Source organism: Chryseobacterium sp. CS2K3, from assembly GCF_059515185.1.
Window position 1 is genome coordinate 54,061 of record NZ_JCAKRW010000010.1, and the last position, 18,095, is coordinate 72,155.

Consider the following 18,095-nt stretch of genomic DNA (forward strand, 5'->3'; position numbering starts at 1 on the left):
AAATAAGGAAATGAATTTAGTAAAACAACTCGGACAGTTTCCTGATGAAAAAAGAAAGGAATACTTCAGTACACTTCCCAATTATATCAACGGAAGATTTCAGAATATACTTATCACGCCACCGTTATTGGAAGGAGAAAGTATGACCAAAGCACTTTTGAACAGCTTATGTAAGGTAGAAAATACATCTCCTAAAACAACACTTCCATTTGTAGTAACGGATTTGAAGAAGCTTGATCCGAAAGAGAATGTTTTAATCTGGTTCGGGCATAGCTCTTACTTTATACAGGTTGATGGTAAGAAATTCCTGATAGACCCTGTGTTCAGTGGAAATGCCTCACCGATGCCGGGTTCCATCAAGGCATTTCAGGGTGCAGATTACTACAAGCCGGAACATATGCCGGATATCGACTTTTTGTTGATCTCTCATGACCACTGGGATCATCTGGATTATAAAACAGTTCAGTCTTTAAAAGACAGAGTAGGAAAAGTTATTTGTGGTTTGGGGACAGGGCAGCACTTTGAATATTGGGGTTGGGATCTGGAAAAGATCATTGAAAAAAACTGGTGGGAAAGCATTGATATTGCTGAAGGATTCAGAATCACCCTGACGCCGGCAAGACATTTTTCCGGAAGACTTTTGAACCGAAATATCTCACTTTGGACCTCTTTTGTATTGAAAACACCTACTAAGAATTTATTTTTAGGCGGAGACAGCGGCTACGGAAATCATTTTGCAGAAATAGGAGAGAAGTATGGTCCCTTTGATTTTGCCGTCATGGAATGCGGACAATACAATGAAAAATGGCCCTACATTCATACTTTGCCTGATCAGCTGATAGATGAGGTCAAAGAACTAAAAGCAAAAAACTTTATCCCGGTACATCATTCAAAATTCAAACTCGCTCAGCATGCATGGTTTGAACCTATAGAGCTCGCAGCTAAGAATGCAGAAGAAAATAACCAGCCTATTACTTTGCCGGTTATAGGTGAAAAGGTAAATCTTGATCAATTGGAAAATACAATCTGGAAAAAATGGTGGGAAGAATATTGGTAGAATAATCCGTATCTTTTATTAAGCTTAAAAACAAATACTTATGAAACTGATAGTACTCGTTTTATTGTTTTTCTCAGGAACCTTAATGAAAGCTCAGAAAGTTTTTGAAACCAAGAATATCAATCAGGCAGATATAAAAGTATTTGTTGTAGACAATTCATACCAGGCTGATTTAAAAGTATACAAAGTAACAAACAGTACGGTGGCAGATGTCAATCGGGGAAAGTGGTTCTTTACCAATCAGGCAGTTACTGCAAGCAAGAGAATCTATTTTACAAGCAGTGCCTACAACGCAGACCTGAAAATTTATTATGTAAACTATGAAAATTTAGCAGGCTGGATAAATAAAGAAAAAAAATCGCTCTTTAATTAATATCAATATCATAAAAACAATAAAACCTGCTCGCAGAGCAGGTTTTCCTTATTATCAAAAAAATAATCACTACTGAGGCTCGTTATGAGTTACATTAGTATGGATGATATCGTAATATACAGTAGGGTTGTTTACTGCATCAGGAGTAATTCTGTAGGTAAAAGTAGTTGCATTCAGCGTAAGAATATCTACAACACGAGTGAAGGTAACATTCCCGTTGCTATCTAAACCAACCAGAGTTCTTTTCTTTCCATCAGGAGAAATAGACCATGTTCCCTGAGATCTCAGAACATCATTCAATCCGAAGATTTTGAAAGTTCCGTTTGCCTTGAAATAAGAATATCCTACATATCCCGCTACACTGGCATCAGCTAGTGCTACAGTATTTCCGTTCTTATCCTTAGCCCCTGTAGTTTCCCAAGGAGTAGAAGCTAATGTAAGTTGTCCGTTCGTAGGTTCTGTATGAGAAGACTTCGTGTGGATAATATCATAATAAATAGACTGATCCGCTGCATTAGGACGAATTCTGTACGTGAATTCATTCTTGTTCAGAACAAGGATTTCCACATCACGCGTGAAAATTGTAGAACCATCAGGATTTAGAGAAGCAATAGTTCTTGTTTTTCCCTGTGCATCTACAAGCCATGTTCCTCTTGATCTTAATATATCAGTCAGGCTGTAAATTGCAAACTTTCCGTCTGCTTTGAAGTAAGCAAAACCAACATAACCAGCTACACTGGCATCAGTTAATGCGACACTATTCCCATTTTTATCCTTAGCTCCCGTAGTTTCCCATGGAGTAGAAGCAAGAACCTGTGAAGGAGTCTGCTGTTCAATTACAATTTCAGTGTCATCATCATTGGAACATGATACGAAAGGCGCTGATAAAAGAATCGCTGCAGACAAATAACATAGTTTTTTCAGTGTATTCATAAAGGTATTTTTAAGTCTTTGCAAACTTATTCCGAAAAAACATCAAAACGTTGTATAAAATATCTCTTTTGTTGTAAAAAACATAACATAACTTATTACAAGGGAATAAAATGATAAGTGCTTAAAAAGCATTTGCTTAAACAATAAAATTATGATCTTTCCGAAAATAAGTTCAATCTTTATCCAAAAACTCTATTTTTGAATATGAATAGCAGAAACCGTGGTAAAAATACAGGCGATGATACCTTATTCGGGACAGAAAAGCAGATCAGTAAATTGAAGCTGGCTGTTCAGGATATGCAGTATTTACTGACAAGAGGATATGCAGAAAAGACAGCATCTGAGCTTGTGGGTAATAGATATCGTTTGAAAACAAGACAGATACAGGTTTTGAGAGGAGCAGCAGCGTCCGATATGCAGATTCGGGACAGAAAACTGAAACAGTTAAATATGGCGGACCTAAACCCTTTATCTTGATGGTTTTAATGTGTTGATCTTACTGGAAAGTTTATTGTCGGAAGCCTATGTTTTCGAAGGGCTTGACAGCTGTTTTCGTGACCTTTCAGGAGTTCATGGAACATACAAAAGAGTCAATCAAACTCAAAAAGCGATAGAACTTGTCTCTATTTTTTTCAAGAAATGCCATGCCCATAAATTAGTTTGGATATTTGATCAACCGGTTTCCAATAGCGGAAGAATTAAACAAATTATTCTTGATTTTGCTGCGGATCATAACCTCAACTGGGAAGTAGAATTACAATTCAGCCCGGATAAAATTCTTGCAGAAACATCAGGAATTATAATTTCCTCAGATGCATGGATTCTGGATCATTGTAAAGAATGGTTTAATCTTATTGCTTATCTGATCAAAGAAGAAAAACTATTCGTTAATTTAATACAAACACATAATGAATAGATTTGAAAATTATATTCTCTTATTTTCAGATTCCTGGAAAGAAAAATACAATGCTGTTTTAGCAGAAGAACATCTGGAAAAGCTGTCAGAGAATATCCAAAAATTTCAGGATGATATGCTGGATTGGGACCTTCCTTATTTTAATGAAGAAATAAATGTTAGCAGACAAAAAATTTTCAGTCAGTTTATTCAAATATTTAACAGTGTTGAAACTGCTGAGGTAAAAGCAAGACATATGGAAACCATTCCCTTTGAAAACTGGCTGATTGTTTTAGGACAACGGCTTACCTCTGCAAGTATTCGTGATGAACGGGCTGTTCCGCCTTTGCATGAAATATTGGTTAAAGCATGTAAAGAACCTTTTAATTCTGAAATTACCATTGCACAACGTGCCTGGGAAAAACATACCGGAAGGATGGATGAAGACTTTTGGGGTGAAGTAAAAGGCAATAATCAGCAAAAACAGGAAAAAGTAATGCAGAAAATTCATTATATCCTGGAAAATAAGACGTGGTGGAACGTTTTCTTTCACTATAAACATGAAATTGTCTTTGAAGTTAGAGAAAAAGAAGGACATGGGATCCGCTGGAGCCATGGAGGGAAGAAACTGATTGGCTTTCTGGAAAAATTTATCAACGATTAGTTTGCTGCGCAAAAAGATTGCGTCTCTGGAGAGTAATTTTACACACAATAGAATTGACCGGCAGATATATTCGTTTAATTCAGCTTTAAAAACTAAAAAACATGGAAGCATTACAATCAATACTCAATGAGGTTATAAAAAATAAATCCGGTTATGTTACTTTTCTTACCGGAGCTGGTATCTCAGCAGAAAGTGGAATTCCCACTTACCGTTCCATAGACGGAATCTGGATTAAAGGAACAAAATATCATCGTCCTGAAGAATTTGGAACCTTGAAGTATTTCAGACAGGAACCTGAAGAAGTATGGCAGTACAATCTCTTTTGGAAAAAGCTCATTGAAGAAGCAAAGCCGAATGATGGTCATTTTGCCCTTACTGAAATTGAAGAGCTTTTAGGTGACAGATTCAAATTGATAACTCAGAATATCGATGGACTTCATCAGCGAGCAGGAGTACAGAAGGTCTATGAAATTCATGGAAACAAACAGAATGTACGTTGTTCAAAAGAATGCAGCGGACCTATTGCTTTCCCTGAAAATGTAAAACAAAAAGAATATACGGAAGACCTTACTCAGGAAGATATTGATGGATTGAAATGTACAAAATGTGGCAGCTGGCTACGTCCGCATACCTTATGGTTTGATGAATGTTATAATGAAAAGTATTATTATTTTGATACTGCCTATGACATTGCAGATCATACGGATATATTATTCGTAGTAGGAACCTCAGGATCTACGGCTTTACCTGTAAATATCGTAGAAACGGTGAAAATACGAGCTAAGCACATCGTTATTATTAATCCTGAAAATGATACTTATTTCCATTATATTCTTAAAGGTTTTAAAACTTTAAATTCAATACAGGAGAACAGCTCTTCTGCACTTCCAAAACTGAGTGCAATACTTAAAGAAATTATTCATTCATAATATTATTTGAAAATGATTTAACTTGCCATTCATAAATTACCACATCACATGAAATATATTGTAATAGCTGCTTTAGTTCTGTTTTCATGCAAAGGAAAAGAAGAAAGTAAGCCTGAAGTGAAAAAAGATTCATTAGCAGTTGTAAAGCCTGTTCCAAACGCTGAAGCTCAAAAAGATTTTGATATTCTTAAAGTCTTATTGGATGAAGAGGTAAAAAGTGAAAAACCGAAGGAAATAGACTATAAAAACTACACAGTTTCTTTTAAAAATGATGAAGACCCCTATAGTGTTACCTTACAGAAGATTGCTTCCGAAGATTTCAATAATGACGGTATTACAGATTATATCATAGAAAGAAATTCCGAAGGTATGTTGGGTGGAAATTCCAATACCAATTCCGAGATCTTTTATATCATCATGGGAAAAGACAATAAGATCAGCCAGAGACATGAAATTCTGGAGTATGCTCCTTTTTCCTATAATATTATAGACGGATTATCTTATGAAAACGGAAAACTGAAAGCTACGGCAACACAAAACTACCGTTCTTATAGCAAACCGGCTGACAGCCTGGAATCAACGGAGCTTTCCTTTGTCTATAAAGACGGAAATGTGTACGAAGAATCTTATCTTACAAGTTGCAACCTTGCCAAATGGAAAGATAAAAAAGTTTTTAAAGCTGCTACAGAACATAAAAGAAGTATTGACATTCACAATTACACAGAAACGGTAGAAGAAAAATATACTTCTGATAACTTCAAAGCTACTGCTGAACTTTCCGGTTGTGATAATCTGGTCGCCGTTTTTGAAGGTACTTATAAAACAACTGATCTAAGTTCAAAATCAATCGCAGACAAAAGAAAACAATTCCTGGATTTTTTGGTTAAAAATACCAATCTTCAGAAAGATCTTTCTAAGGTTCAGAGCTATTACCTTACTCATCAGCCATCAGAAGAATATGCTGAAACAGGGAATCTTTATTTTAAAATTTTCACCACGAAAGACAAAGGAAAAATTGAATTCAGACTTGTGATGAACACAACAGATAACCCAAAACAAAATGAAAACTGGGAAATAGTAACCCGGATAAAATAATAACAAAAAACAAATGAATATGTACATTGATATTGGCATTAACCTGACCAATAAACAGTTCTATAACGAACAAGACGAAATCATCAACCGCGCGTTGGATCATGGAGTAGACCATATGATTCTTACAGGAACAAGCGTGCGCGGAAGTAAAGAATCAGCGGAAATTGCAGAAGATTATCCCGATATTTTATTCTCAACAGCTGGTATTCATCCTCACGATGCAAAATCATTTAATAATGAAAGCATTAATCAATTGAGAATATTACTGAAAAAAGATCATGTCATCTCAGTTGGAGAATGCGGTTTGGATTTTGATCGTGATTTTTCACCAAGACCCCTTCAGGAAAAATGCTATAAAGCTCAGTTGGAGTTGGCAATTGAAATGAATAAGCCACTTTTTCTTCATGAACGATCAGCCTTCAAAAGGTTTAACGAAATTACAGATGAATATCTTTCTAAATTACCTAAAGCCGTCGTACATTGCTTTACCGGAACATTGGCAGAAGCAAAAATATATCTGGATAAAGGATATTACTTAGGATTTACCGGAGCCATTAGCGATGAGAAAAGATTCAGGCATTTGGAAGAGGTTATCAAATACGTCCCTTTCGACAGAATGATGATTGAAACCGACGCACCATTCATGCTGCCGAAGAATATGCCAAGAATTCAGAACAGAAGAAATGAACCGTCCTTTTTGCCTTATGTGGCACAAACGATTGCCCACCTTAAGAAAACCGACATTTCCGAAGTTGCCGATGAAACTACAGAAACCGCCAGGAATTTTTTCAGAATATAAAAAAGAGCTCTACTGATAAAGTAAAGCTCTTTTTTTATGGATTCAAATGCTAAAAGCAAATGTTTTCTTATAAACTCTTAATTGCAGACTCTAAAGCCAATTCCATCATTGGTTTCAAAGCGGTTTCCCTTTCGTCAGCAGAGATTTTTTCGTGAGTTGGAATGATATCTGTTACAGTAAGGATTGTAGCGGCATTCTTTCCTAAATGCTGAGCATTCGCAAATAATCCGAAAGCTTCCATTTCTACTGCAGGGCAGTTATATTTTGTAGCAATTTCAGGAGTGTTTGGATCTTTTCTGTAGAAAATATCACTACTGTGAATATTGATTGCTTTTGCATTTGTAGATAACTCCTTAGAAGTTTCATTAATCGTGTTGAAGATATTTCCCTGGTGAGGAAGGATGTCTTCTTCTATTCCCCATGCATATTTGGCGTAAGTACTTTCACTCGCTGCATTTTCAATATTCAAGATATCAAAAAGTTTAAGATCTGTATTGTATGCACCGCAAGTCCCGATTCTGATGATCGTGTCTACTTCATACTCTGTAAATAATTCAAAAGAATAGATTCCGATACTAGGAAAACCCATCCCACTCGCACCTACAGTGATCTCCTTACCTTTGTAAAGACCCGTATAATAAAAGATACCTCTGGTTTTACTTACCAGTTTAGCATTTTCTAAATAATTCTCAGCAATATACTGTGCACGAAGCGGATCCCCCGGCTGCAATACTACTTTAGCAATTTCTCCTTTTTTTGCACTGATGTGAATACTCATAATTTTATTTTGACTGGCACAAAGATAATAACTTTTATATTGATCTCCTCATAACGAACAGATTGAGAGTCTTTGTTTCCAATTGATAAAGAATCCTTTTTAAAAGCATTAAAGAGTTATAAACTTAATATTTTAATCAATTTATTCTTATTTCACTCTAAAAATTAAGCGGTAAATACAGAACAACAATACAATAACAGAGAGCAGGTATCCATAAAACAAGCATGGTAATTTTGTCCCTATTAAAATTTAAAAAATGAAAATAGAGCATATCGCCATTTGGGTAAAAGACCTGGAAAGAACAAAAGAGTTTTATCAGAAATACTTCGGAGCTGCTTCTAACGAAAAATACCACAACCCGATTAAAAACTTCGAATCTTACTTCCTGAGTTTTGATCAGGGAAGTCGTATTGAAATTATGACCAGACCAGATATAAAAGAAAGCGTAAATTCTTACGAAGCCCAGCATTTCGGGATTATTCATCTTGCCTTTTCTGTAGACAGTAAAGAAAAAGTAAATGAGCTCACAGAAACTTTGAGAAAAGATGGTTATACAATCGCAGGTGAGCCCAGAACAACAGGTGACGGATATTACGAAAGCGTGATTCTCGATCCTGAAAACAATATCATTGAAATAGTAGCTTAAAACGTCATTGCTACAGCCACGGCGATGACATGATTAATATTTTGCCACTAAATCCTTTTGCAAATCTAAAGGCATTAGTGGCATTTAAAAAAAATATCAATCCCCTCTCAAAAATTTTGTTCTCAGCGAAATAATTTTAATTTTGTTAGATGATGGAAACCAAGTCACCGTTTTTAGATACCATCTTTCTGCTGAGAAAGAATGAATGCATTACCCTTTTTTCGAATATCCAGGAAATTTCCCTCAAAGAAGAGCAGGAAGCAGAAACCTATTTTGATGAAGAATTTGAAAAAGAAAGACTTGAGTTTTTATCTGATCAGCTAACCTGTAACAGAGAAACGGCTGTCTGGGCTGCAAAAATACTATATCATAGTGCCCAACTTTACCTTATAAGAGAGAATACAGCCAACAATCTCGAAAAACTTATCCCAAAATTTAAAGCAGCCAGAGATATCTCGTCTATACTGTCGGCAGACTTATCATTACGATTCTTACCGGACATTATCACAGCATTACATTCAGTAGACCCTGAAGATGCTTTGATTATAATGCTTGAAGATATTCTGACAGAATTTCATTATTCAGGGATTGGATATGATCTTGATCTGAAAAGAGTAAATTGGGAAGAAGAACTTAAAGACAAAACATACCGGAAATTATATCTGGAAAGGATTGTTGAAAAAAAAGATTACAAACTGGCGGAAATTCCGTTTATCAATAAACTGCTTATGGCAGAATTTGGGATGCATAAAGACGCATTTTGGAGAGAATTAAAAATAATAACTGAAGAAAATCAATGACTCAGAATATCAATAAACTCAATACCGTTCTAAACTACGTAAAAGATACTTTCGTAGGTAAAAATGATGTGGTGGATCTGTTGGGAATCTGTCTTCTGGCAAGAGAGAATGCCTTTTTATACGGACCGCCGGGAACAGCAAAATCAGCCATTGTAAGAACTCTGGCGAAAACAGTGAAAGACGGAAAAAACTTTGAATACCTGTTGACCCGTTTTACAGAACCCAACGAGATCTTCGGTCCTTTTGACATTAGAAAATTAAAAGAAGGAGAACTGTTGACCAATACTGAAGGGATGATGCCTGAAGCCTCCATGGTTTTTCTGGATGAAATTTTTAATGCCAATTCTGCGATCCTGAACTCATTACTGATGGCACTGAACGAAAAAATCTTCAAAAGAGGAAAAGAAACCAAACATTTACCAGCTTTGATGTTTGTAGGGGCAAGTAACGTTCTTCCCGAAGATGAAGCTTTGAATGCATTATTTGATCGTTTTTTGGTGAGAATCAATGTAGATTATGTAAATCCCGAACTATTACAGCAGGTTCTTTTAGCCGGAAGAAAATTAGAAAACGAAGAAGAAACAGATATTCCTGAAATTCATGCAGATGAGATCAGAGAACTTCAGAATTTATGTAAAGCAGTAGATTTAAGACCTATTTACGAAGTCTACCTGAATACCATCATGAGTCTTAGAAATACAGGAATTGCCATTTCTGACCGCAGAGCTGTGAAACTTCAGAATCTGATTGCCGCCAGTGCTTTAATTTGTGGAAGAAAAGAAGCTGTACTTTCCGACCTTTGGGTTTTAAAACATATCTGGGACACCGAAGAACAGATTGAAATTCTGGAAGGAATTATCAACAGAACTATTGAAAAAGATGATCATCCGAATTCCCATCCACAGGCAATGCAGAACAAAACGCCCAATCCGGAAGACGTGATGAAGGATGTAAAAATCCTTGTAGATAAATGGAACCAGGGAATGCTGAGCTTTGAAGAACAAAACGTGATCAAAGATAAATTAAGATACCTGCAAACCCGCTGCGAATGGATCCGAAACCCTGAACAGAAACAATACATTCAGCAGGAAATAGAAAGCTTATGGCAGAAAATTCTTCAAACGATATAAAAGAATTCTGGGCAGAACTTCCCCGAATTGATGAAGACTTTCTGGGATCTGTCAGAGACTGGAAGAATATTCAGATTGCGGTGGATGATGAAACGATGTGGCTCAAAGGCTTTACCGAAGAACAGTCACAGGCTTCGGAAATTCATCAGTTGCCCAACTTTTTATTATATGAATTACGTGATGGACTTTTGTTTAAAAAGGAAGCCTTGGTGCCAAGCAAAAAAATAAGAACAGGATTACTTTGGACCCCGATTGATAAAGCATTAAGACTTACTTTTCCGGCTTTTAACAACAATTACTTTGGAATCAGTGAAAAAGTAAATGTAAGGCTAAAGGAAAGCAACGAAGAATATCCGGCAGTGGCAATGCTATGCAATATGGATGAGATCAAAGACATTATTGTTGCACTACCGAAATTCAGATTAGAAAAAATAGAATGGACTTTAATAAATGACCATGCTTTTTTCATGGGAACCCCATTATTAAGCCTGCCTGGGAAGACATATTGGGTAAAGGACGGACATTTTTTACCTTCAGGGTTTGATTTTGAATTTAAGAATTTAAGCATTTTCTTACAACAGAAATATAATAAAGAATCGGACGGATGGCTTTTATGGGACGAGAACGGAAATTATCTTGCCATCAGAAAAACAGATTTCCGACCATTGTCCGTAAGCTCTTTCCGCCTTACTGAAAAATCAAGAGAATGGAATTAAAGGCATATTTCCAATCCTATGAAAACTATTTCTGGGAATGGAAAACCGACGAAGATATTCCCGGTGACTCCGGATATAATGATAATAACCTCATCTCGGTACCGGGAGTGGGGGCGATTGCGTACAGACCTTATATCATGGAAATTTTAAAAGAACTTCAGCCAATAGGATGGGCTCCGTTTGGAGCTTTGTTGATGGTTTTATATGCCATGCAGGATGGATATACAGATTTTGCAGGTCCTTTAAGAAAAACCGCACAGTTTTACAGTACCGGAAACTTTGAGTTTAATGCAGAAAAAGAAATCGAATTCCTTGAAAAAATAAAAGCGCTTCCAAAGGTTTACAAACAAAAGCAAAATAGAATTATTCTTTTACAGACCTTATTTAAAGACAGTCACAACAGAATATCTGCCTCGAATGCCGAAGCCAATTTAAAAATCTATTATAAAAGACCACAACAACTGGCTGCAAGCGCCGAAAAAGAATACGCAGGACCATCAGTATTGAATAAAGATCTGTCCGCAATAGATCTCAACGAAAGGTTTCCAACCATACAATCCATCATAGATGCAATGAAAGGTTTAGTGGATGAACCGGAATTGAATGACGAAATAGCGCAGGAAGAAACAACAGCGGATACAAATAAAGACTTTATCAAAGAACTGATTGAAGAACCCAAAACATTTCAGGTGGGAAGCCTTATCAAAAGAATCTGGAGCGGGCTCAGAATCCCCATGCGCCACCTTTCCCCGGGAGAGCAGCCGATTGGAGGTATTTCCGATATGACCAATAAAGGTGATTTTCACAGAATGCTTTTATCTGAATTTGCCAATGAAGATGAGGTGTTTATGAATCGTGTCGCCAATAATGAAGCATTATACATTCAAAGGGAAATACCACCTGAAGAGAATATCTTTGAAAGAGTAATCCTGATTGATACTTCCCTGAGAAATTGGGGAACTCCAAAAGTATTAGCATTTGCATCAGCTATTGCCGTTATTAAGCATCCTAAAGCACATTCCGAATGTAAGGTTTTTGCATTAGGACAAACCGGATTACCAATTACCCTTAATAAAGTTGAAGAAGTAATTGAAAATCTGAATCATGTCAGCCCGGTTCTGGAAGTTTCAGAAGCATTAGAAAAATTTTTTAATGAAGAAAATACACAAAAAGATATTGAAGTCTTCTTCATTACCCATCAGGATAATATTACCGATGAAAAAGTACAGAAAGTCATTTATCAGAACAGGGACCGATTGAAATTTCTGGTAACAACCTCTTCAGACGGCGAAATTAATTTTTATAAACATGACAAAGGAGCAAGAAAACATATCCAGAAAATAAAACTTCCACTTCAGGAATTATGGGCAAATCCGCCAAAGCAAAAAACGGCAACAATTAATTTAAATGCAAAGAAAACAGACCTTCCACTGAATTACCCTATTTTATTTCCTACACCCGTTAATAAAATTACACAGTTTTTATATGAAGGAGAATTTTTTATTCTGAGTTCAAAAAAACAACTGTTGAAAACTTACCTTTCCGATAATTATTATGACAGACATTCTTATGATTATTATAAAACGTATCATGGCTGTGAAGTTCTGATAGAAGACATTTCCGTAAAACCTGCCGGAAAATTTGCACTTGCCAAAAATAAACAGCAGCATTTTATTCTATGTCAGTATCAGCCGAATAAAAAATTAGTCTCCAAGCTGAATTTAAATACAAAAGAATACTCAGAACAAAATGTTACCGGGCTGAATATTCCGCAGACTTACGAGCTGATCTATTTCGGGAAAAACTTTTATCTTCATGAGTTTGCCAACCCCTTATTATACAAAATAAATATAGAAGGAAATATCTCTTTAGAAACCATTTCCGGCAAAGACAAAGAGATTGATAAAAATACCACAAAGGCAGAAGCAGAAGCCGCAAAGCTGAAACAAAGCGGGATGAAAATCATTAATAATTTTAATAGAATTGGAATCAACGTAAATGGAGATCTTGTCATTTCAGGACATCGATTATACAGCGCTTCTGAAAATACATTAAACTTTTCAAAAAACAGATTTGACATCAAAGTCTTTGCCGAACAGAACAAGAATAAATTTACCTTCCCGGATGGGAGCGAGATCATTACAGACTCCCGCGGAATGCTGACTTTCAGAAGCAGTAATAAAAGCATTGAAGAATTTTTTATTCCTTCTACAGCCAATGGATTCCTATCGCTGGCAACTTATACCGAGTTTGGAGGATCAGAATATTATCTTCCGGAACATGCCCTGTTGAAAGTAAAAACAATGGATGAGATGTGTGATCGATTTTTAAAAGCATTTATAGAACAGATTTTGGATTATGGAGCTTAGAATAAAACCTTTTCCGAAAAATAATTATCCCCGAAAAGGACTTTTGATTAAAGGTTCTTCACCCGTTGTGTGGCTACAGGAAATGGAAACCCTTGGGATAGACCTTCGCGGAATAAAATCATATGCGGTCCCGGCAGACATTCCCAATGTATTGTACGGATGCTTTCTGGTATTTAATGACCTTGCCCCTCAGGAAATCGGGAGAAATGCTTACTTCCAGTCTATAGATAATCAACTCTTCATCCCTGAAAATACTACATTTTACCCCAAAATAAATCAGGAAGACTGGCAAATCGTAGATGCAGAACTTCTCATTATGCATCCTGAGTTCGGTATTGTAAAATTATCTGAGCAGATTAATTGGCTGGATTTGATTCAGGAACCGGAAAAGATAGATCAACCAATTAGAAAACCTTTGAATGGCGTAAAAATTCCTCAGTTCATAGAAAGCTACACGGTAGAAATGGATGATGATAAAGTTCTGGAAGCATTACAAAAGCCACAAACCGAAGAAGAATGGATGAATAACTTGCCGTTTGATCTGAAAAAGGTAATGGCTGGGAACAAAAAAGAAATTGAAAAGTATTTAAAATACATTGAAAAATATCCGGAAAGGGCAATAGAGCTGGGAGTTCCTTTAGATATCATGGGAACATCCAGAGGTGATGGGTTTGGGAAATTTACCTGGTTTGAAGGACTATTCGGAGGAGGTACAAACGATGCCCCTGAAAGTAAAGGAACCCGAAATTTCCGTAGGGCATTCTGGGCAGTTATTGTGATTGCTATTGTCCTGAAAATTGCTTTGCCATCAGATAAAAATAACCCTGAACAGGAAGAAAATATTGTTTCATCAGGTAAAATTGTGACAGATGAGGTGAAAACACCTTCAGACATGATTGCCTTTCAGTCAGGAGTTTCCGAAATAGATATGAAGATTGATTCCATGTATCATGGCAAAAGAAAAGGATTGTCCAATGAACTTCTCAACGCCGGATTATTGGAAGGACAACCCCAAAAAGCAAAAGAAGAATATAAAAAGAAAGGAGGCAGAGAAGTTGGGGAAATAAGTCATGATATTCAAAAGCTCAATAAAAATGAACAACACAGCCGGGATTCCCTTAAAACCATTTATACCAAGAAAATAACAAAGCAGGTTAAAGAAAGAACCGAACCGCTAAAACGTAAAATTTCAGATTCCCTGAAACAATATACCAAAGGAAAACCGGTAAACGGTGATGTCGTAAAATATCTCCTCAAGAAAAGACAGGTATTGATGGAAGATTCCCTGGGAAAACTGTATGGAACCATCGATATGCTTGATAAAGTTCCTCCGCCTTCTACTATAAAAGATTCAAAAGTGAAAGGTGTCGACTCCGGTGGAAATGAACTGAAAAAGGAAACTCCTGTTTCAGATATCCTCTATATGGTTATTCTTATGATTGCAGGCGTAGGATTGTATTCTTTCCTGTTTAAAAATAAATCTTTAAATGTAGGTGGCGATAATGTTCCGACCTGGGTGAAATTTATTCTGATCATTATCCTTGTGGCAATGTTGGTATATCTTTTTTATCCTTTAGTGAAAATGTTCGGTTACAATTGGTTCGTGTGGGTACTGGCAATTGGTGTTATATTGCTTCTTTACCGTTTGTTCAGAGATGATAAAACCATTTTAAACTCCGATGACGATGAATAAACAGCAATTTATAGACAAATTTATGGCAGCCTTTGTGTTGCTGGCAATGTTTAAGATCATTGGAATCGTTGCCCAGCTTTTTCATGAAAGCTTCTGGAGTGTCATAGGAACCCTGATTATTTTCCTGATCATTGCCTTCATCATCCTGATGGTCATTGCTTCTCTAAAAGATAAAGAACAAAACAAAAGAAATGCAAGCCGAAAAGGAGCTGGTGGTGGAAATTTTTATTTGGAAAACTCACTGTTTGACAGAATCAGAAGCAAATATGAAGAGCTCGCCGAAAAATACATTGCCGAAAATAATTATAAAAAAGCTGCAAAAGTCTATATGAACCTGCTTCAGGACAATTACAGAGGAGCAAAAACATTAGAAAATGGAGGATTCTACAATGAAGCCGCCGCAGTTTACCTTAAAAAACTGAAAAATAAATCTGATGCAGCCAATTGCTATGAAAAAGCAAAACAATATAAAAAAGCAATAGACCTTTACAAAGAAATGGAGCAGAAAGAAAAGGTAGGTGATCTTTACAAGGAAATTAACGACCTTAAAAATGCTCACACCTATTATCAGATGGTGACCGATGATTATATTTCAAACAATCAGATGGTGAAAGCTTCTTTGATTTACCGTAAGAAAATGGAAAACCCCGAAGCAGCACAAAAAATCCTTTTAAAAGGATGGGAAGAAGACAAAGACGCATTCAATTGTTTGAATAACTATTTCGCCAATATCTTTGACGTTGAGAAACTGCAGTCAGAAATACAGGAACTTTATAAGAAAACTCCCGCATATAAAAAGATTACCTATCTGGATGCCATGAAACATGAGTTCAGAAAAGATCCGGATTTGGAATCAATAACAAGAAATATTGCCTACGAAATCATTGCTGAAAAAATAGGAACCCGCTCGGAAATCGTCAATGAATTAAAATATTTTAATCCAATTGATGAAACAATTCTAAAAGATATTTCAAGATTTAAAACCAGCAGAAACAGGATGTTTAATCACTAAACATTGATACATCATATCAAATTTCATATCTTTGCACCAGAAAATTATGACAATACAAAGAGCACATATCAATACAATACTATGCGAAAGCCCTTCTACAAAAGGATTATTCGCGTATGATGAGATGATATGGAATGAGGCGAAATGTGCTGACTTTGGAAATTATTTACTGTAAACTCGTAAAAAATTAATCAAAATATAGCTGAAACGTCTCGAAAAATCGAGACGTTTTTTGTTTTTTAGGTCAGGAATTATTTAGAATGAAAAAAAATAACCATAAACATGAAAAATTTTTAATTAACAATGCAACTTTAATACAATAAAATAGAGTGATAGACAACCCAATGAGAGACAGTCATTTAGGTATTTGAGATATCTGCAAAATATTGCGGACAGAAATCTCTTATTCTTTATTTTGTATTTAACTATTTGATTTTCAATATTTTAATTTAAAAATTTATTTGCGGGTTTCAAAAATTCATATTTACTTTGCAACCGAAAATTGAAAGCAACAGGTTTTCAGGATTCAATAAAAAATAATTTAAAAACAAAACAAAAATAAAATGAAACAATTACATAACATACTCAATCAACCATCAGTAATATTCGGACAGGAGCCGACAGGTACTGCGTGTGTTTTTGGTAGTGAAATTGTGGATAAAAGGTGCTTATATACGTGGGTCAGCTAATGATCTTTTACGTAAAAATATAAACGAGCGCCTCCCAAAAAGAGGCGCTTTTTTTATGGTTTCTTTAGCTTATTTGGTAAAGCGCCGGTCTGTGGAACCGGAGAACAGGGTTCGATTCCCGAAGATACCCAAAATATAAAATCTCATAGCTCAATGGGTTAGAGCACCGGTCTTTTAAACCGGGGGTTGAAAGTTCAAATCTTTCTGGGATTACTAAGCGGTTCACAAAAAAATTCCAATCCGGCTGTCTCCCGGAAAAGAAAAAAAGTGAACCCAAAAGCTGGAAAGATAACGGTGGTTGTTTACCCGTCTTGGACGCGGGAGGTCGCAAGTTCGAATCTTGCTTTCCAGACAGAATAATGAGTAATAAATAATACTGGAAATATAGAGTATTACTCATAAAAAATACCGCGGGAATGGTGGAACGGTAGACATACTTGATTTAGGATCAAGGCGCTGAGGGTTCGAATCCCTCTTCCCGTACAAAAAATTTTGTAGCTCAATGGTAGAGCGCTGGTCTGTTAAACCAGAAGTTGAAAGTTCGAATCTTTCCAAAATCGCAGTAACTCATGTTAATTGTTTCAGTAGAAAAGTAAAAGTTTGTCAAGAGCAGAAGATCTTTACACCAAACACGAAAATACAGACAAACTTTTCTTTTTAATAACAAACAATCAGGAGTTAAGAAAAAAGATTAATACAATTTTAGGTAAAATAAAGTCTGTCGGGCGCAGAAGTTCTTATATCAAACAAAAATACAGACAGGCTTTATTTTTTAATGAAAACAAATAATCTTAAAAATGATGGTTCGCCGAAGTGGAAGAGTCGGGGCGGTCTGCAAAACCGTTGCGTAAGCTGAGTGGGTTTGAATCCCATAGCCATCTCAATGAAAGAGATAAAATGTTAGAAGTGAAAATTCCATAACATACTGTCTTTTAAGAAATATCCTTTATTAATAAAAGAAAAATGTCTGTCGAGCGCAGAAGATCTTTAAGCCAAAACACAAAATACAGACAGGCTTTTTCTTTTTATAAGTAATGAATGATAAATTATTCATTAGCCACAAAATATGGAAGTACGCCGAAGTTGGAGAGTCGGGGCAGACTGTAAATCTGTTGCTTCATTGCTGAGTAGGTTCGAATCCTACTACTTCCACTAAAACCGCTGATAATGTAATGGCAGCATGCAGGAACTGTACTCTTGTTGTTTAGGTTCGATTCCTAGTCAGTTGGTCAAAAAAAATATTAAATGCTCAATATAATTTTCGAAAGAAAGGCTTGTCAAGCGTAGAAGTTCTTTTTGTTAAGCAAATTTAAAGACAAGCTTATTCTTTTTAATGAGCAATAAGTAATGAATGATAGAAGAGTAGTTTTTATTATTACTCATCACGAATTATTGATTACTTATAAAACCCGCTCTATTCGTCTAACGGTAAGGACGCCTGCCCTTCGAGCAGAAAACAAGGGTTCGATTCCCTTATAGAGTACTGGATGTGAATAACTGGTCAATACCGAATTGAT

The 18,095-nt window shown here is 35.9% G+C and carries 18 protein-coding genes and 7 tRNA genes; 23 read left to right on the top strand and 2 right to left on the bottom strand.

Features of this window, described 5'->3' with window-relative positions; all coding sequences use genetic code 11:
- Positions 1-10: 10 nt before the first annotated feature.
- Both AC5YGG_RS16655 and AC5YGG_RS16660 read left to right on the top strand, forming a co-directional pair.
- Positions 11-1,057, top strand: coding sequence for an MBL fold metallo-hydrolase (locus AC5YGG_RS16655; protein ID WP_496145577.1), 1,047 nt, complete (start codon positions 11-13; stop codon positions 1,055-1,057).
- Positions 1,058-1,097: 40 nt separating this feature from the next.
- The gene (locus AC5YGG_RS16660; RefSeq protein ID WP_496145578.1) at positions 1,098-1,430 is read left to right on the top strand and encodes a 7(1) septoil knot domain-containing protein; all 333 of its coding nucleotides are present in this window, start codon (positions 1,098-1,100) and stop codon (positions 1,428-1,430) included.
- 69 nt (positions 1,431-1,499) lie between these two features.
- Here the strand turns inward: AC5YGG_RS16660 and AC5YGG_RS16665 are convergent, their stop codons facing one another.
- Positions 1,500-2,363 (bottom strand): DUF4822 domain-containing protein, encoded by an 864-nt coding sequence (locus AC5YGG_RS16665; protein WP_496145579.1) that lies wholly within the window; start codon positions 2,361-2,363, stop codon positions 1,500-1,502.
- A 204-nt stretch (positions 2,364-2,567) separates the two neighbouring features.
- On the opposite strand from AC5YGG_RS16665, the gene AC5YGG_RS16670 reads away from it, so the two are divergent.
- The 6 genes from AC5YGG_RS16670 (at position 2,568) to AC5YGG_RS16695 (ending at position 6,745) form a co-directional block, all read left to right on the top strand.
- Entirely contained in the window at positions 2,568-2,840 is a 273-nt protein-coding gene (locus tag AC5YGG_RS16670) for a DUF434 domain-containing protein (RefSeq protein ID WP_496145580.1), read from the top strand.
- Between the two features lie 10 nt (positions 2,841-2,850).
- Positions 2,851-3,279 (top strand): DUF5616 domain-containing protein, encoded by a 429-nt coding sequence (locus AC5YGG_RS16675; protein WP_496145581.1) that lies wholly within the window; start codon positions 2,851-2,853, stop codon positions 3,277-3,279.
- The gene (locus AC5YGG_RS16680) at positions 3,272-3,922 is read left to right on the top strand and encodes a tRNase toxin domain-containing protein (protein WP_496145582.1); all 651 of its coding nucleotides are present in this window, start codon (positions 3,272-3,274) and stop codon (positions 3,920-3,922) included. Before AC5YGG_RS16675 ends, AC5YGG_RS16680 begins: the two co-directional genes overlap by 8 nt.
- A gap of 101 nt (positions 3,923-4,023) precedes the next feature.
- Positions 4,024-4,851: an SIR2 family NAD-dependent protein deacylase gene (locus AC5YGG_RS16685; protein ID WP_496145583.1), complete on the top strand. Its 828-nt coding sequence runs from the start codon at positions 4,024-4,026 to the stop codon at positions 4,849-4,851.
- Positions 4,852-4,899: 48 nt separating this feature from the next.
- Positions 4,900-5,946, top strand: a complete 1,047-nt coding sequence (locus AC5YGG_RS16690) for a hypothetical protein (RefSeq protein WP_496145584.1) — start codon at positions 4,900-4,902, stop codon at positions 5,944-5,946.
- A gap of 13 nt (positions 5,947-5,959) precedes the next feature.
- Positions 5,960-6,745, top strand: coding sequence for a TatD family hydrolase (locus tag AC5YGG_RS16695; RefSeq protein WP_496145585.1), 786 nt, complete (start codon positions 5,960-5,962; stop codon positions 6,743-6,745).
- Between the two features lie 67 nt (positions 6,746-6,812).
- Here AC5YGG_RS16695 and deoD read toward each other — a convergent pair whose 3' ends face one another.
- Positions 6,813-7,523, bottom strand: a complete 711-nt coding sequence (gene deoD / locus AC5YGG_RS16700) for a purine-nucleoside phosphorylase (RefSeq protein ID WP_496145586.1) — start codon at positions 7,521-7,523, stop codon at positions 6,813-6,815.
- 256 nt (positions 7,524-7,779) lie between these two features.
- On the opposite strand from deoD, the gene AC5YGG_RS16705 reads away from it, so the two are divergent.
- From AC5YGG_RS16705 to AC5YGG_RS16775, 15 genes are all read left to right on the top strand, one after another.
- Positions 7,780-8,169 carry a VOC family protein gene (locus AC5YGG_RS16705; RefSeq protein WP_496145587.1) on the top strand — a complete coding sequence of 130 codons (390 nt, stop codon included), beginning with the start codon at positions 7,780-7,782 and terminating at the stop codon, positions 8,167-8,169.
- 149 nt (positions 8,170-8,318) lie between these two features.
- Complete coding sequence (locus tag AC5YGG_RS16710) at positions 8,319-8,969, top strand: conflict system bpX4 domain-containing protein (RefSeq protein WP_496145588.1); 651 nt, start codon at positions 8,319-8,321, stop codon at positions 8,967-8,969.
- Positions 8,966-10,099, top strand: a complete 1,134-nt coding sequence (locus AC5YGG_RS16715) for an AAA family ATPase (RefSeq protein ID WP_496145589.1) — start codon at positions 8,966-8,968, stop codon at positions 10,097-10,099. Before AC5YGG_RS16710 ends, AC5YGG_RS16715 begins: the two co-directional genes overlap by 4 nt.
- Positions 10,072-10,815: a hypothetical protein gene (locus AC5YGG_RS16720; protein ID WP_496145590.1), complete on the top strand. Its 744-nt coding sequence runs from the start codon at positions 10,072-10,074 to the stop codon at positions 10,813-10,815. The genes AC5YGG_RS16715 and AC5YGG_RS16720 overlap by 28 nt, the downstream gene beginning before the upstream one ends.
- Positions 10,806-13,184: a hypothetical protein gene (locus AC5YGG_RS16725; RefSeq protein ID WP_496145591.1), complete on the top strand. Its 2,379-nt coding sequence runs from the start codon at positions 10,806-10,808 to the stop codon at positions 13,182-13,184. Before AC5YGG_RS16720 ends, AC5YGG_RS16725 begins: the two co-directional genes overlap by 10 nt.
- The gene (locus tag AC5YGG_RS16730) at positions 13,174-14,877 is read left to right on the top strand and encodes an APC family permease (protein ID WP_496145592.1); all 1,704 of its coding nucleotides are present in this window, start codon (positions 13,174-13,176) and stop codon (positions 14,875-14,877) included. Before AC5YGG_RS16725 ends, AC5YGG_RS16730 begins: the two co-directional genes overlap by 11 nt.
- Positions 14,870-15,889: a soluble NSF attachment family protein gene (locus tag AC5YGG_RS16735; RefSeq protein WP_496145593.1), complete on the top strand. Its 1,020-nt coding sequence runs from the start codon at positions 14,870-14,872 to the stop codon at positions 15,887-15,889. The genes AC5YGG_RS16730 and AC5YGG_RS16735 overlap by 8 nt, the downstream gene beginning before the upstream one ends.
- A 46-nt stretch (positions 15,890-15,935) precedes the next feature.
- The gene (locus tag AC5YGG_RS16740) at positions 15,936-16,064 is read left to right on the top strand and encodes a penicillin-binding protein (protein ID WP_496145594.1); all 129 of its coding nucleotides are present in this window, start codon (positions 15,936-15,938) and stop codon (positions 16,062-16,064) included.
- A gap of 571 nt (positions 16,065-16,635) precedes the next feature.
- Positions 16,636-16,708: transfer RNA gene (locus tag AC5YGG_RS16745), tRNA-His, on the top strand.
- A 9-nt stretch (positions 16,709-16,717) separates the two neighbouring features.
- Positions 16,718-16,791 (top strand) — tRNA-Lys (locus AC5YGG_RS16750).
- A gap of 67 nt (positions 16,792-16,858) precedes the next feature.
- Positions 16,859-16,930: transfer RNA gene (locus AC5YGG_RS16755), tRNA-Pro, on the top strand.
- A 58-nt stretch (positions 16,931-16,988) separates the two neighbouring features.
- A tRNA-Leu gene (locus tag AC5YGG_RS16760) sits at positions 16,989-17,061 on the top strand.
- 316 nt (positions 17,062-17,377) lie between these two features.
- Positions 17,378-17,459, top strand: a tRNA-Cys gene (locus AC5YGG_RS16765).
- A gap of 187 nt (positions 17,460-17,646) precedes the next feature.
- A tRNA-Tyr gene (locus tag AC5YGG_RS16770) sits at positions 17,647-17,730 on the top strand.
- A 259-nt stretch (positions 17,731-17,989) separates the two neighbouring features.
- Positions 17,990-18,061, top strand: a tRNA-Glu gene (locus AC5YGG_RS16775).
- Positions 18,062-18,095: the final 34 nt, after the last annotated feature.

Coding starts and splice junctions, on each gene's coding strand:
- deoD (WP_496145586.1), bottom strand. CDS start 7,523: ATGAGTATTCACATCAGTGCAAAAAAAGGAGAAATTGCTAAAGTAGTA.
- AC5YGG_RS16665 (WP_496145579.1), bottom strand. CDS start 2,363: ATGAATACACTGAAAAAACTATGTTATTTGTCTGCAGCGATTCTTTTA.
- AC5YGG_RS16660 (WP_496145578.1), top strand. CDS start 1,098: ATGAAACTGATAGTACTCGTTTTATTGTTTTTCTCAGGAACCTTAATG.
- AC5YGG_RS16735 (WP_496145593.1), top strand. CDS start 14,870: ATGAATAAACAGCAATTTATAGACAAATTTATGGCAGCCTTTGTGTTG.
- AC5YGG_RS16685 (WP_496145583.1), top strand. CDS start 4,024: ATGGAAGCATTACAATCAATACTCAATGAGGTTATAAAAAATAAATCC.
- AC5YGG_RS16710 (WP_496145588.1), top strand. CDS start 8,319: ATGATGGAAACCAAGTCACCGTTTTTAGATACCATCTTTCTGCTGAGA.
- AC5YGG_RS16720 (WP_496145590.1), top strand. CDS start 10,072: ATGGCAGAAAATTCTTCAAACGATATAAAAGAATTCTGGGCAGAACTT.
- AC5YGG_RS16705 (WP_496145587.1), top strand. CDS start 7,780: ATGAAAATAGAGCATATCGCCATTTGGGTAAAAGACCTGGAAAGAACA.
- AC5YGG_RS16695 (WP_496145585.1), top strand. CDS start 5,960: ATGAATATGTACATTGATATTGGCATTAACCTGACCAATAAACAGTTC.
- AC5YGG_RS16680 (WP_496145582.1), top strand. CDS start 3,272: ATGAATAGATTTGAAAATTATATTCTCTTATTTTCAGATTCCTGGAAA.
- AC5YGG_RS16725 (WP_496145591.1), top strand. CDS start 10,806: ATGGAATTAAAGGCATATTTCCAATCCTATGAAAACTATTTCTGGGAA.
- AC5YGG_RS16730 (WP_496145592.1), top strand. CDS start 13,174: ATGGAGCTTAGAATAAAACCTTTTCCGAAAAATAATTATCCCCGAAAA.
- AC5YGG_RS16690 (WP_496145584.1), top strand. CDS start 4,900: ATGAAATATATTGTAATAGCTGCTTTAGTTCTGTTTTCATGCAAAGGA.
- AC5YGG_RS16670 (WP_496145580.1), top strand. CDS start 2,568: ATGAATAGCAGAAACCGTGGTAAAAATACAGGCGATGATACCTTATTC.
- AC5YGG_RS16740 (WP_496145594.1), top strand. CDS start 15,936: ATGACAATACAAAGAGCACATATCAATACAATACTATGCGAAAGCCCT.
- AC5YGG_RS16655 (WP_496145577.1), top strand. CDS start 11: ATGAATTTAGTAAAACAACTCGGACAGTTTCCTGATGAAAAAAGAAAG.
- AC5YGG_RS16715 (WP_496145589.1), top strand. CDS start 8,966: ATGACTCAGAATATCAATAAACTCAATACCGTTCTAAACTACGTAAAA.